The following is a 12,800-nucleotide window of genomic DNA, read 5'->3' on the forward strand; positions in this document are numbered from 1 at the left end:
GATCCCTCAAAGACGATGAGGTAGATAGGTTCGGGGTGGAAGCGTGGCGACACGTGCAGCTGACGAATACTAATCGATCGAGGACTTAACCAAATTGTATTTATTTGTTTAAAAATGTCGTTTATCCAGTTTTGAAAGAATATTTTTTTTAAAAAAACACTTGAAATTTTCTACAAAGTTGTTATAATAAAACTTGTCTTTCAAATAATTATTCAAGTCTAGTGATGAAGGCGAAGAGGTCACACCCGTTCCCATACCGAACACGGAAGTTAAGCTCTTCAGCGCCGATGGTAGTTGGGGGTTTCCCCCTGTGAGAGTAGGACGTCGCTAGGCTTGCAATAAGTACATAGTACAAATTAATTTTAATACCCAGGAGGATTAGCTCAGCTGGGAGAGCATCTGCCTTACAAGCAGAGGGTCGGCGGTTCGAGCCCGTCATCCTCCACCATATTTATTCTTCGCCGGAGTAGCTCAACTGGTAGAGCAACTGACTTGTAATCAGTAGGTTGAGGGTTCAAGTCCTTTCTCCGGCACCATTGTACGAGCCATTAGCTCAGTTGGTAGAGCATCTGACTTTTAATCAGAGGGTCGTAGGTTCGAATCCTACATGGCTCACCATTTTTAAAAAATATCCATGCGGGTGTGGCGGAACTGGCAGACGCACTAGACTTAGGATCTAGCGCCGCAAGGCGTGGGGGTTCGACTCCCTTCACCCGCACCATTTAATTTCATAACCGAGCGGAAGTAGTTCAGTGGTAGAACACCACCTTGCCAAGGTGGGGGTCGCGAGTTCGAACCTCGTCTTCCGCTCCAAAGATTCATCAAAGTGCCGGGGTGGCGGAACTGGCAGACGCACAGGACTTAAAATCCTGCGGTAGGTGACTACCGTACCGGTTCGATTCCGGTCCTCGGCACCACTTTTATGAAAAATATATGCGCCCGTAGCTCAATTGGATAGAGCGTCTGACTACGGATCAGAAGGTTGTGGGTTCGACTCCTGCCGGGCGCGCCATATATTACGGGAAGTAGCTCAGCTTGGTAGAGCACTTGGTTTGGGACCAAGGGGTCGCAGGTTCGAATCCTGTCTTCCCGACCAGTCCAAAAAATGGGGCCTTAGCTCAGCTGGGAGAGCGCCTGCCTTGCACGCAGGAGGTCAGCGGTTCGATCCCGCTAGGCTCCACCATATTATTAAAGTAAAATTCTTGGCGGTGTAGCTCAGTTGGCTAGAGCACTCGGTTCATACCCGAAAGGTCGTGGGTTCGACTCCCTCTGCCGCTATATTTAGGACCTTTAGCTCAGTTGGTTAGAGCAGACGGCTCATAACCGTCCGGTCGCAGGTTCGAGTCCTGCAAGGTCCACCATCAACATATTCCGGAGGAATACCCAAGTCTGGCTGAAGGGATCGGTCTTGAAAACCGACAGGCGGGTCATACCGCGCGGGGGTTCGAATCCCTCTTCCTCCTCCATTTTTAAAACTAATACATATATTATTATCGCGGGGTGGAGCAGTTCGGTAGCTCGTCGGGCTCATAACCCGAAGGTCACAGGTTCAAATCCTGTCCCCGCAACCAAATGGTCCCGTGGTGTAGCGGTTAACATGCCTGCCTGTCACGCAGGAGATCGCCGGTTCGATCCCGGTCGGGACCGCCATTAAATTAATTTAAGTTTATTAGTTTTAGATTTAGGACAAGTAAATAAAAATTGAAGAGGCTCAGTAGCTCAGTCGGTAGAGCAAAGGACTGAAAATCCTTGTGTCGGCGGTTCGATTCCGTCCTGAGCCACCATAGTAATGCGGGTGTAGTTTAGTGGTAAAACCTCAGCCTTCCAAGCTGATGATGAGAGTTCGATTCTCTTCACCCGCTCCAATAATGGGCCTATAGCTCAGCTGGTTAGAGCGCACGCCTGATAAGCGTGAGGTCGATGGTTCGAGTCCATTTAGGCCCACCATTATTCCGAAGTAGCTCAGTGGTAGAGCAATCGGCTGTTAACCGATCGGTCGTAGGTTCGAGTCCTACCTTCGGAGCCAACATATGGGGAAGTACTCAAGTGGCTGAAGAGGCGCCCCTGCTAAGGGTGTAGGTCGGGCAACCGGCGCGAGGGTTCAAATCCCTCCTTCTCCGCCATATATGTTTGGCCCCTTGGTCAAGCGGTTAAGACACCGCCCTTTCACGGCGGTAACACGGGTTCGAATCCCGTAGGGGTCATTTTAAAGCATGTATCCTATTAGGAAACATGCTTTTTTCAATCTTTAAGAGTGATCAATATCATTTAATAAGTAGCTTTTTCTATTTCTGTAAAACTTAATGAGAGTTCGATTTTTTCTCTCTATACCTTTAATAAGAGGTCAATTAGTCTCCTGATTAAAGCGTATGCCTAAAAACTTGAGGTCAATGCTTTTAGTCCAATTTAGGATTATTATTATTCCGAAGTAGCTCAGTGGTAGAGCAATCGGCTGTTAACCGATTGGTCGTAGGTTCGAGTCCTACCTTCGGAGCCAATATATGGGGAAGTACTCAAGTGGCTGAAGAGGCGCCCCTGCTAAGGGTGTAGGTCGGGCAACCGGCGCGAGGGTTCAAATCCCTCCTTCTCCGCCATATAGTTTGGCCCCTTGGTCAAGCGGTTAAGACACCGCCCTTTCACGGCGGTAACACGGGTTCGAATCCCGTAGGGGTCATTATAAAAAGCATGTTTCCAATTAGGAAGCATGCTTTTTTCATTGGTTAGGAAACTATAAAAGGTTTAGACATGAGGGAACTTTTTAAAAAGATTATAAGGAACGACATGCTTTAATTTAATCGTGGTATAGGGAAACTGCGAAGTAGTGAATGGAATGAAGAATCCGCTAAGATTTCCGCTGCAGGGCGTACGCTTTCCGCCGGCTTGGCTTCAGTCGCTTCCTTCGCTACGCTCTGTCCAGGGTCTTCAGCTCAAGCTATTCCGGCTGGAGTCGACGCCCTTTCGCTACAATCTATGGAGGATAACGCTATCTAATCAGCGTCACTGTTTAACAAATGAAACTTATTCAGATGTTCTCCAACTAATAAATTCCAATAAATGGTTTAATGTGACATAATGAGCTGCGAACACGACAAAGTCCTACGTGAACGCGACAAAGCCGAGCAAGCGGAAGCTTTTTATAAAGTAATCCTAAATAACGTTCATCCATATCGGCGTCTCACTCCAAGTAAACTTGTTTTATGAAAATTGGTTGCTCTCAGAAGTAATTTGGTTGCTTTAGACTAGACCTAGTTGCTCTCAACAGTGATTTGGTCGCTCACAGACTAGAATTGGTTGCCTTCGATAGCTGTTTGGTTGCCCTTAGCCATTTATTGGATTTGCCTAGTCAAAAAACTGTTGATGATTATGTTTTTAGCAAGTCGATCATTAATAAAAAAGATATTGCCATTGATTTTCGCTACAAGCGGCGACTCCTGTGGAGGCCAACAGGACGTTGGTTTCAAAGGCGTTGCCACACGATGTGGCGCTCTTAGCCTTTATTCCCTGGGCTAATGAGACATCCCAATGACGCCCAAAGCGGAAGGGATGGCTCATCGCTCACCCCACGGAAAGCATCCGAATGTAGCGAAAATCACGGCGGATACCTAATAAAGCTTTACCGCACAGTTTCCCTATTCTCTGCGTTATTCCATTTAATCGTTCCCATAAGCTAAATTGTCCAGAGGTAGGTACTTTAGCAGTTTTGTTCTGTCTTCAGAAGAATGAGAACCCTAATTAGTAGCTTTTCCTAGTTCCGTTAAGCGTTGAGCAAATCCTTCTGTTTTTGTGCTAATGCCAGGAAATACATCGTTCAGTTCATATGCTTGGGAACCATGCTCTACAAAATCAAGTCCAGCAGTTTCCTCCTCATTGGATACACGAATCGGACTAAATACTTTTACGGCAAACAAAAAGCCGGAAACAGTAATAGAAACCCAAACAATAACAGCTAAAATTCCTAATATCTGAACAACGATCAAGCTCGCTCCTCCACCTACAAAGAGTCCACTTGAAGTTTCAAATAGTCCAACAGCTATCGTTCCCCAAATCCCAGTTATCCCATGAACTGCTATTGCTCCAACAGGATCATCGACTTTTAATATAACATCTAAGAAGCGAACTCCTTCTGTCATAATAATACCTGCAAGTAAACCAATTAAGATAGAACTCATGAGAGAGACATTAGCAGCACCAGCCGTAATACTTACTAAACCTGCTAGTGCACCGTTTAAAGTAAGAGAGGCGTCCAATTTTTTAAATCTTAGTTTCGTATAAAAAGCGGTAGATAAAACTCCGGCAGAAGCAGCAAATAAAGTATTTGCAATAATTTGAGGGACAAGAGTAGGGTCGGCAGCTAAGGTACTTGCTCCATTAAATCCAAACCAGCCAACCCATAAGATGAAAACTCCTAAAGCACCGAGAGGAATACTGTGGCCAGGTATAACATTCACTTTACCATTGCTATATTTTCCGAGGCGAGGACCTAAAAGTGTTGCTGCTACGAAAGCTCCGATGGCTCCTGTTAAGTGAACGACTGTAGAACCTGCAAAATCAATAAAACCAAGTTTAGCTAACCATCCGCCTCCCCAAATCCAGTGACCTACAACAGGGTAGATAATTCCAGTCATTGCTACTACTAAAAATAAATAAGAAGATAGCTTCATTCGCTCAGCAACTGCACCTGAAATAATGGTTGCACAAGTTGCAGCAAAAACCGATTGGAAAACGAAGAAACCCATATCCTCTCTACCAAATAGTGTAAACCCATCCGTACCTATTGCACCAAAGAAAGATTCACCAAACATAAACCCAAACCCTACGAGGAAATATAGAAGAGCGCCAAGCGATACTGTAAGAAAGTTTTTCATTAAAATATTCAGTGTATTTTTAGAACGCGTAAAACCTGCTTCGAGCATTGCAAATCCTGCATGCATAAAAAATACTAAAATAGCACCTAACATCATCCACAACATGTCGATTGAATGTTGAACCATTTCTATTGTCATAAAATCCTCTCCTTTAGTTTACGGCAACTGCACCGCGTTCTTTTGTTCTTATACGGATTGCTTCATCGACTGGTAAAACAAATATTTTTCCATCACCAACTTCATTAGTAGATGCGTGATTCAAAATGGCTTCTACCAGCTTCTCTACTAAATGATCTTCTACGACCATTTCATGCTTCAATTTTGTATGAAATTCCATTTCATAGTTGTTCCCACGAAATAAGCCAGTGCGTCCTTCTTGGCGGCCGCAACCGGCAATTTCTGTCACGCTTAGCCCGTCAATCCCTTCTAATGCAAGTGCTTGACGAACTTCCGAAAATACATCTGGGCGAATAATTGTTTCAATTTTTTTCATTTTGCATCCTCCTAATGTAAGAATATATAACATCATATTATAAAAGATAAAAAATGTAAATGATATTCTGAAAATTATGTTAGTTTATATAACATCAATTTATGATGCTTATAAAAAATAGCCATAAAAAAACGCAAGAAGAAAAGTGTTTCTTTTTCTTCTTGCGCTTTTCTTATAAGAAGTAACCGATTAATAAACCTATTCCTAAAAGGAATACAAAAATTGTATTAGTCAGTGCTGTATCTTTCATAGCAGGAGCTACTTCAAGCGGATTATCTTTTTCTCTGAATAGTTTAATCGCATGCAATGGTTTTTTTATACTTAATATAACGAGTAATGACCATGGTGTAATAATTTGTAGTAAGACTAAGCCTACAATCCAAAGATAAGATATGATAAAATAAGAAGCCAAAATTGTAATAGCATTTTTTCTACCTACAAGAATCGCCATCGTTTTTCTGCCGCCTTTTGTATCTTCCTCAAGATCTCGGATATTATTAGAAAGCATAATCGCGGCTACAAGTAGTGCACTTGGAATAGAAAGCAAGATGGCAAAATTAGGAACAGAACCAACTTGGATGAAAGTCGCTATTAAAACAATAAGCATACCCATTACTACACCACTAAAAAATTCACCAAATGGTGTATAGGCGATAGGATAAGGTCCACCAGTATACAGATAGCCTATTAGCATACAAGCAGCACCAACAACAAGTAACATCCAAGAGGATTTATAGCAAATGTAGATACCTAGTAAACCAGCAAGTCCATATAATAGCAATGCTAACTGCATTACTGTTTTCGGTTTAACACCATTTCGCACAATTGCTCCACCTATACCCACGGATTCTTCACTATCAAGTCCGCGAGCAAAATCATAATACTCATTGAACATATTAGTAGCCGCTTGTATAAAAAGACAAGCAACTAACATTGCTAAAAATAATAGCCAGTTAATATTTGTGTAATAGAGTGCGATCATCGTTCCCAAAAAAACGGGAGCAAATGAAGCGGTTAATGTATGGGGTCTTGTTAATTTCCACCAGACGCGCCAACCTTTGTCGGCTTGTAGTTCATGTGACATAAAATTTTCTCTCCTTTTAAACAATCCATTATCAATATTAGCATATATTCGTTGCTAAATGTGTGCCGAAAAGTGTAGAAAGTTGTATGATAAAGGGTAGAGAAATAAAAAAGAAAACATCATGATTAACACCAAGATATTAATACGGAGGTAATTTTAATGCCGAAAACCACCGGTCAAAAGCAAACAACATTACGTTTTTATACAGAAACAATAGAAGTATCCAGATTATCAGCTCATGCTTTTTTTGAAGCGGGAGATGAAAAATATAAAGGCCAACGATTTTTTTGGCAAAACAAAGAAAAAACATTGACGCTTGTTGGCTTAGGTCATGCGCATACCATAGCAAATAACTTAGCAGATAATCGATATGCGGACATTGATTCTAAATGGAAAGAGCTATGTAATGCTTTAGTTAAAGAACAAGTAGATGTTTCGCCAATCTTATTTGGTGGATTTGCATTTGATCCTAAAAACACCATTACATCTGAATGGGATAATTTTCCGTCAGCATTCTTTGTAGTGGCGACATTCCAATTAGTAATTCAACAAGATAGAGCATTTGTAAGCATTCATTATATTACAAACGAGGAAGAGAGCGCGGATATATTTGAACGGTTACGGTTGGAAAGAGATGCGCTTATACACACTGCCCAAGTAAGAGAACTTCAAACTCATTCCAAACCAGCATTAGTAAAACGCGAAGATCGATTAAAAGAGCAGTATTTACATGCGGTGGAAGATGTAACAAAAAGGATTCGTGAGGATGAAGTGAATAAAGTAGTAATTGCTCGGTCTCTTAAGTTAATGTTTGAAAAGGATTTCTCTCCAGCAACAGCAATTTATCATGCTGCCATGGAACAACCAGAGAGTTATTTATTTGGTTTAGAAAATGGGGAGCAGATGTTTTTTGGAGCGACTCCAGAACGGCTAGTGAAAGTAGAAAACTCAAAAGCGCAGTCTGCGGGACTTGCAGGTTCTGTTAAACGTGGTAAAAATTCAGTGGAAGATAAAGCATTAGGGGAAGCCCTTCTTGCGGATCCTAAAAACTTAGGCGAACATAAATACGTAGTAGATATGATTCGTAAAGTATTTGAGCAGTATTGTAAAGAATTGAAAGTACCACCAAGACCAAAGCTTATGAAAATTAGAGATATCCAACATCTATATACGCCGATCGAGGGGCATTTGAAAAAGGATTCCTCTTTATTTGAATTAGTACAAGCTTTACATCCAACACCAGCCTTAGGGGGCGAACCGCGTCAAGAAGCGATTAGCATAATTCGTGAATCCGAACAAATGAATCGTGGCTATTATGCAGCTCCAATTGGTTGGATTAATACAGAAGGGGACGGTGAGTTTGCGGTCGGCATCCGTTCCGCATTAATCGAAAATGAATATGCGTATTTATATGCGGGCGGCGGAATTGTAGCAGAATCCTCTTCTATGGAAGAATTTGAAGAAACACGTGTGAAATTTAGACCAATGCTGCGCACGCTTGGAGGAAATATGAATGACTAACATCGAGTATTTAACATCCTATGTAAATCAATTTGTAGAAACAATTAAACAGGCTGGTGTTAAACATATTGTAATGTGTCCCGGTTCCAGATCTACACCTCTGGCTTATGGCTTTGCAAAAAGCGACGGCTTTGCATTTTATCGTCAGACAGATGAACGATCGGCCGGTTACTTTGCATTAGGTATTGCAAAAGCAATAAAGGAGCCAGTTGTGCTTCTTTGCACTTCTGGAACGGCTGCAGCGAATTTCTTCCCTGCTATTGTGGAAGCTTTTTACGCACGGGTTCCGTTACTGGTGGTGACTGCAGACCGTCCACATGAATTACGGGAAGTCGGGGCGCCGCAAGCAATCGATCAAATACATCTTTTTGGGAAGCATGTCAAATGGTCTGTTGACTTTCCTCTTCCAGAAGTGGATACAGCGGGTTTAGCCTTTATGGAGCGTCATATTCATCGTGCAGTGTCCACTTCGAAGTCTGCACCAATGGGACCAGTCCATATAAATGTACCTTTTAGAGAGCCACTATTGTTGAATATGGAGCAGTCATTACCTATAACTGAGATGCAAATATCAGAAGTAGGGAAGCTTGTCCCAAGTAGTGATTTTACTGCGTGGTATGTAGATCTACTAATGCGTGAAGATAAGGGATTACTTATTGTCGGAGATTCTATACATTCGACGGAAGGCTTTTGGGAATTTGCACGAACAGTTAAATGGCCTGTAGTAGTTGATCCACTTTCTAACTTACGAACATCGATACCTGATGATTGTATGGAATTATGTATTGATCAATATGATGCACTCTTGAAAAACGATGCATTTAAACAAACCGCTATTCCGAATGTTGTTATTCGTTTTGGGGCGCAGCCTGTTTCGAAGCCACTTACCTTATTTTTGAAGGCGTGCAAGCCAGAAGTATTTATAGTAGTAGATGAAAGTCCACTTTTCCGTGATTCTATTCATGCGGTAACGCATCATGTACAAGTAGCGACAAATACTTTATGGATACCGATTGAAGAAAAACAAGCCTCTAGTTATTTACACAATTGGTCAAAAGCGAATGATATCGCGACAAAACATATACAAGCGTATATAGCAAACGAGGAAGATGAAGGTGCATTGGCGGGTAGATTGTTTGAAGCACTTCCTGATGGGGTAGATTTGTTTGCTAGCAGTAGCATGCCAATCCGTGATGTAGATACTTTTTTCAATAAAACTAAGAAAGATGTTCAAATATATGCAAATAGAGGGACGAACGGAATTGATGGAGTAGTATCAACAGCATTAGGCGTTCAAGCTGTAACCAATCGACCTGGATATTTGCTTATCGGCGATCTTGCTTTTTTACATGATGTGAATGGGCTAATTGTGAGTAGATTCCATCAAACAAATTGTACAATTGTTATTATGAATAATGATGGAGGAGGTATCTTCTCTTATTTATCGCAGTCAACCGAAACACATTATTTTGAGCAATTATTCGGAACCCCTACTGGTTTAGAATTTTCACATATTGCAGCTATGTATGATGCCCAGTATGACGCTGTGCATACGAAGGAAGCATTCCAACAAGCATTGATGCAGCCTAAGACGACAGATATCCGTATTATAGAAGTATTTACGAATCGACAAGTCAATACAGAAACGCATCGAAAATTATGGGTGGGAATTTCGGAGGAGTTAGATTCTAGTTGGAAAGTATAAATGTGATGGTTCGTTCGATCAATATGCATATCAAGCGATATAATATCGGAGCTACCAAAAAAGTTGTCTGTTTACATGGATTTACAGGTTCTAGTAGTACTTGGGAGGAAGTAATTAGTAATCTTCCTTCTTCGGTCGAAGTATTGGCAATTGATCTAATCGGGCATGGACAGACGGATAAGCCAGTCGATTCTGCCCGTTATAATGTCGATGAACAAATAGAAGACCTTCATGCGATCTTTCAACAATTGGAGTGGACTCATTTTACGCTTGTCGGTTACTCGATGGGAGGACGCTTAGCGTTAGCCTATACCGCTAAATATCCTGTAGATAGATTAATACTAGAGAGTAGCTCTCCAGGCCTCGCAGACGATGGGGAACGACAGAAAAGAAAGTTGTCGGATGAGTTGCTTGCAGAACGTATTACGAAAGAAGGAGTTATTTCTTTCGTTGACTTTTGGGAGAATATACCTTTATTCCAAACGCAAAAAAAGCTGTCTCCTGAACAGCAAGCAAATATTCGTAAGGAAAGACTTGCTCAGTCAGCAGTTGGTCTTAGCAATAGTTTGAAAGGATTTAGTACAGGAGTGCAACCTTCTTATTGGGGAATACTAAGTGATATAACAATCCCGGTATTATTAGTGACTGGAGAGCTGGATGTAAAGTTTTGTGCAATTGCTAGACGAATGCAACAGGAGTTTCCAAACTCGCATTTAGAGGTTATAGAAGATACTGGACATGCAATTCATGTGGAAAAACCGAAAATCTTTGCTACAATAATAAAGAAAGTTATTTTAGAGGAGGAATAAAGATGACTCGTGAATGGACAACGCTACATACATATGAAGACATTAAGTATGAGTATTACAACGGTATTGCAAAAGTAACTATTAACCGTCCGGAAGTGCGAAATGCATTTCGTCCGAAAACGGTAATGGAAATGATTGATGCATTTTCACGCGCACGCGATGATAAAAATGTTGGTGTCATTATCTTAACAGGTGAAGGTGAGCATGCTTTCTGTTCAGGTGGAGACCAAAAAGTACGTGGACATGGTGGATACGTTGGAGAAGACGAAATTCCTCGTTTAAACGTCCTAGACTTACAACGTTTAATCCGTGTTATTCCTAAACCAGTTGTTGCAATGGTAGCTGGTTATGCAATCGGTGGAGGTCATGTTTTACATGTAGTATGTGACTTAACTATTGCTGCTGATAATGCTCGATTTGGGCAAACAGGACCTAAAGTAGGATCATTTGATGCTGGTTATGGTTCAGGTTATCTTGCACGTATTATTGGACATAAAAAGGCACGTGAAATTTGGTACCTATGCCGTCAATACGATGCTCAGCAAGCACTTGATATGGGATTAGTTAACACAGTTGTTCCTTATGAACAACTAGAAGACGAGACTGTACAATGGTGTGAAGAAATGCTAGAAATGAGCCCAACTGCTCTTCGCTTCTTAAAAGCAGCGATGAATGCAGATACAGACGGATTAGCAGGTCTTCAACAAATGGCAGGGGACGCAACGCTTCTTTACTACACAACAGATGAGGCAAAAGAAGGTCGCGATGCATTTAAAGAAAAACGTAAACCTGATTTTGGTCAATTCCCACGTTTTCCGTGATTGCCTAAACAGTATGAGCTGCCCTTATTTTGGGCAGCTTTTTCTAAAGGAGATTAATATTTATGTATCCGAATTTATTGTTGAAAAGAGCGAGCTTGACTCCGAATCGTGTTGCTTTAAGATTTAATGACCAGGAGTGGACATTTGCGCAACTTTCAAAGGAAGCAACTAAATACGCAGAAAGTCTTCATACAAAAGGTATCACACGCGGTATGAGAGTAGCTATATTAGCCTCTTCTGATGCAAGGCTAGTAATGATTTTACATGGATGTATGCAAATTGGTTGCGAGCTTGTTATGTTAAATGAACGATTATCAGAAGAAGAGTTGAATTATCAACTAGCAGATAGTGCACCCGATTATTTATTGGTTGATGATCATGCAAAAAGAACTTTATCTTTTGCAAATAAATGGTCTTTCGATGAGATTGAAAGCGCTGAGCAAACCGCTTTTGAAGTAGAGAAAGAGTGGCCGAAAGAACGTACGATAACAATTATGTATACTTCCGGTACAACTGGAAGACCTAAAGGGGTACGACAATCGCTTGAAAACCATTTAATGAATGCGACTGGATCAGCCCTCAATCTAGGTGTCCAACCAAACGACTGTTGGTTATGCACGATGCCATTATTTCATATTAGCGGTTTTTCGATTTTAATGCGTTCTGTTATATATGGAATGACAGTCAACCTCCATTCGAAATTTGACGCTACGACTGCAGTAGAAGAGATTCTATCTGGTACTGTTACAAGAATGTCTGTTGTAGCGGTTACATTAGAAAGAATGCTAACTGTATTAGAAGAGCGTGAACTTTCTTTTCCTCATACGTTCCGATCGATGCTTGTTGGTGGAGGTCCAGTGCCCTTAAATTATTTAGAGAGAGCAATCGAACGAAATATTCCTGTGCTCCAAACATATGGTATGACAGAAACTGCCTCTCAGACAACAACATTAGCGAGTGAGGACGCCATTATCAAATTAGGCTCTGCGGGCAAACCGCTGTTCTTTGCGGATGTACGCATTGATGGAGAAGAAGAAATCGGAGAGATTTGTATAAAAGGACCACATGTTACAAAAGGCTATGTTGGAGCAGCGGAACAAAAACATCCTTTAGTAGATGGTTGGTTGCATACCGGTGATATAGGATACTTGGATGAGGAAGGTTATTTATTTGTCGTTGATCGGCGTTCTGATTTAATAATCTCTGGAGGAGAAAATATATATCCTGCAGAAATAGAACAAGCTTTGGTTAAACATCCTGCAGTTAAAGAAGCTGGTGTGGCTGGAAGGCAGGATGACAAATGGGGGCAAGTACCTGCCGCATTTGTTGTATTAAAAGAGGAAATTACGGAAGAAGGCTTAAGGGCGTTTATGAAAAAGCAGCTAGCTTCTTACAAACAGCCAGTAGACTATTATTTTGTAGATCAATTGCCGCGTAATGCGTCGAATAAGTTGCTGCGTAGAGAATTTTTCAATCATATAAAAAACACTTAGAAAATAAAT

8 protein-coding genes, 23 tRNA genes and 2 rRNA genes are annotated in these 12,800 nt (G+C 41.3%); 30 read left to right on the forward strand and 3 right to left on the reverse strand.

The genetic code is table 11. From position 1 onward, the window contains the following. The 25 genes from ACIP9W_RS00005 to ACIP9W_RS00125 form a co-directional block, all read left to right on the forward strand. Window positions 1-93, forward strand: a 23S ribosomal RNA gene (locus ACIP9W_RS00005); the annotation flags it as partial. Window positions 94-217: 124 nt separating this feature from the next. Beyond that, window positions 218-333, forward strand: a 5S ribosomal RNA gene (gene rrf, locus ACIP9W_RS00010). Window positions 334-372: 39 nt separating this feature from the next. Continuing rightward, a tRNA-Val gene (locus ACIP9W_RS00015) sits at window positions 373-448 on the forward strand. 12 nt (window positions 449-460) lie between these two features. Then, window positions 461-536: transfer RNA gene (locus ACIP9W_RS00020), tRNA-Thr, on the forward strand. 6 nt (window positions 537-542) lie between these two features. Beyond that, window positions 543-618 (forward strand) — tRNA-Lys (locus ACIP9W_RS00025). A gap of 18 nt (window positions 619-636) precedes the next feature. Continuing rightward, window positions 637-721: transfer RNA gene (locus ACIP9W_RS00030), tRNA-Leu, on the forward strand. A gap of 17 nt (window positions 722-738) precedes the next feature. Further along, window positions 739-813: transfer RNA gene (locus tag ACIP9W_RS00035), tRNA-Gly, on the forward strand. 15 nt (window positions 814-828) lie between these two features. Beyond that, window positions 829-917: transfer RNA gene (locus ACIP9W_RS00040), tRNA-Leu, on the forward strand. A gap of 18 nt (window positions 918-935) precedes the next feature. Then, window positions 936-1,012, forward strand: a tRNA-Arg gene (locus ACIP9W_RS00045). A 7-nt stretch (window positions 1,013-1,019) separates the two neighbouring features. After that, window positions 1,020-1,096: transfer RNA gene (locus ACIP9W_RS00050), tRNA-Pro, on the forward strand. Window positions 1,097-1,107: 11 nt separating this feature from the next. Beyond that, window positions 1,108-1,183 (forward strand) — tRNA-Ala (locus tag ACIP9W_RS00055). A 21-nt stretch (window positions 1,184-1,204) separates the two neighbouring features. After that, window positions 1,205-1,278 (forward strand) — tRNA-Met (locus ACIP9W_RS00060). 6 nt (window positions 1,279-1,284) lie between these two features. After that, window positions 1,285-1,361 (forward strand) — tRNA-Ile (locus ACIP9W_RS00065). Between the two features lie 12 nt (window positions 1,362-1,373). Then, a tRNA-Ser gene (locus tag ACIP9W_RS00070) sits at window positions 1,374-1,466 on the forward strand. A 28-nt stretch (window positions 1,467-1,494) separates the two neighbouring features. Continuing rightward, window positions 1,495-1,571: transfer RNA gene (locus tag ACIP9W_RS00075), tRNA-Met, on the forward strand. Between the two features lie 3 nt (window positions 1,572-1,574). Next, window positions 1,575-1,650 (forward strand) — tRNA-Asp (locus ACIP9W_RS00080). A 58-nt stretch (window positions 1,651-1,708) separates the two neighbouring features. Next, a tRNA-Phe gene (locus ACIP9W_RS00085) sits at window positions 1,709-1,784 on the forward strand. 7 nt (window positions 1,785-1,791) lie between these two features. Further along, window positions 1,792-1,865: transfer RNA gene (locus ACIP9W_RS00090), tRNA-Gly, on the forward strand. 5 nt (window positions 1,866-1,870) lie between these two features. Beyond that, window positions 1,871-1,947 (forward strand) — tRNA-Ile (locus ACIP9W_RS00095). 4 nt (window positions 1,948-1,951) lie between these two features. Further along, window positions 1,952-2,026 (forward strand) — tRNA-Asn (locus ACIP9W_RS00100). 6 nt (window positions 2,027-2,032) lie between these two features. After that, window positions 2,033-2,123: transfer RNA gene (locus ACIP9W_RS00105), tRNA-Ser, on the forward strand. 9 nt (window positions 2,124-2,132) lie between these two features. Continuing rightward, a tRNA-Glu gene (locus ACIP9W_RS00110) sits at window positions 2,133-2,204 on the forward strand. A 218-nt stretch (window positions 2,205-2,422) separates the two neighbouring features. Further along, window positions 2,423-2,497: transfer RNA gene (locus tag ACIP9W_RS00115), tRNA-Asn, on the forward strand. Between the two features lie 6 nt (window positions 2,498-2,503). Next, window positions 2,504-2,594, forward strand: a tRNA-Ser gene (locus ACIP9W_RS00120). A gap of 8 nt (window positions 2,595-2,602) precedes the next feature. Continuing rightward, window positions 2,603-2,674, forward strand: a tRNA-Glu gene (locus tag ACIP9W_RS00125). Window positions 2,675-3,728: 1,054 nt separating this feature from the next. Here ACIP9W_RS00125 and ACIP9W_RS00130 read toward each other — a convergent pair. The 3 genes from ACIP9W_RS00130 to ACIP9W_RS00140 form a co-directional block, all read right to left on the reverse strand. Continuing rightward, on the reverse strand, window positions 3,729-4,997 hold the full coding sequence (locus ACIP9W_RS00130) for an ammonium transporter (protein WP_400785916.1): 1,269 nt from the start codon (window positions 4,995-4,997) through the stop codon (window positions 3,729-3,731). Window positions 4,998-5,016: 19 nt separating this feature from the next. Continuing rightward, window positions 5,017-5,358 carry a P-II family nitrogen regulator gene (locus ACIP9W_RS00135; RefSeq protein WP_400784946.1) on the reverse strand — a complete coding sequence of 114 codons (342 nt, stop codon included), beginning with the start codon at window positions 5,356-5,358 and terminating at the stop codon, window positions 5,017-5,019. 172 nt (window positions 5,359-5,530) lie between these two features. After that, entirely contained in the window at window positions 5,531-6,442 is a 912-nt protein-coding gene (locus tag ACIP9W_RS00140) for a 1,4-dihydroxy-2-naphthoate polyprenyltransferase (protein ID WP_400784948.1), read from the reverse strand. A gap of 159 nt (window positions 6,443-6,601) precedes the next feature. Here ACIP9W_RS00140 and ACIP9W_RS00145 point away from each other — a divergent pair, with 159 nt between their 5' ends. From ACIP9W_RS00145 to ACIP9W_RS00165, 5 genes are all read left to right on the forward strand, one after another. Beyond that, a complete protein-coding gene (locus ACIP9W_RS00145) occupies window positions 6,602-7,963 on the forward strand; it encodes an isochorismate synthase (protein WP_400784950.1) in 1,362 nt (453 codons plus the stop codon). Further along, complete coding sequence (menD, locus tag ACIP9W_RS00150) at window positions 7,956-9,668, forward strand: 2-succinyl-5-enolpyruvyl-6-hydroxy-3-cyclohexene-1-carboxylic-acid synthase (protein ID WP_400784952.1); 1,713 nt, start codon at window positions 7,956-7,958, stop codon at window positions 9,666-9,668. The genes ACIP9W_RS00145 and menD overlap by 8 nt, the downstream gene beginning before the upstream one ends. Beyond that, window positions 9,656-10,477, forward strand: coding sequence for a 2-succinyl-6-hydroxy-2,4-cyclohexadiene-1-carboxylate synthase (gene menH / locus ACIP9W_RS00155; protein WP_400784954.1), 822 nt, complete (start codon window positions 9,656-9,658; stop codon window positions 10,475-10,477). The genes menD and menH overlap by 13 nt, the downstream gene beginning before the upstream one ends. A gap of 2 nt (window positions 10,478-10,479) precedes the next feature. Then, the gene (gene menB, locus ACIP9W_RS00160) at window positions 10,480-11,298 is read left to right on the forward strand and encodes a 1,4-dihydroxy-2-naphthoyl-CoA synthase (RefSeq protein ID WP_142538870.1); all 819 of its coding nucleotides are present in this window, start codon (window positions 10,480-10,482) and stop codon (window positions 11,296-11,298) included. Between the two features lie 62 nt (window positions 11,299-11,360). Continuing rightward, window positions 11,361-12,791, forward strand: coding sequence for an o-succinylbenzoate--CoA ligase (locus ACIP9W_RS00165; RefSeq protein WP_400784956.1), 1,431 nt, complete (start codon window positions 11,361-11,363; stop codon window positions 12,789-12,791). Window positions 12,792-12,800: the final 9 nt, after the last annotated feature.

The organism is Psychrobacillus sp. NPDC093180 (assembly GCF_044754065.1).
In the GTDB taxonomy this organism is placed as follows: Bacteria; Bacillota; Bacilli; order Bacillales_A; family Planococcaceae; genus Psychrobacillus.

Bases quoted from the DNA above. Each gene is read 5' to 3' on its own strand.
- ACIP9W_RS00165 (WP_400784956.1), top strand. From the start codon at position 11,361: ATGTATCCGAATTTATTGTTGAAAAGAGCGAGCTTGACTCCGAATCGT.
- menB (WP_142538870.1), top strand. From the start codon at position 10,480: ATGACTCGTGAATGGACAACGCTACATACATATGAAGACATTAAGTAT.
- ACIP9W_RS00145 (WP_400784950.1), top strand. From the start codon at position 6,602: ATGCCGAAAACCACCGGTCAAAAGCAAACAACATTACGTTTTTATACA.
- menD (WP_400784952.1), top strand. From the start codon at position 7,956: ATGACTAACATCGAGTATTTAACATCCTATGTAAATCAATTTGTAGAA.
- ACIP9W_RS00140 (WP_400784948.1), bottom strand. From the start codon at position 6,442: ATGTCACATGAACTACAAGCCGACAAAGGTTGGCGCGTCTGGTGGAAA.
- ACIP9W_RS00135 (WP_400784946.1), bottom strand. From the start codon at position 5,358: ATGAAAAAAATTGAAACAATTATTCGCCCAGATGTATTTTCGGAAGTT.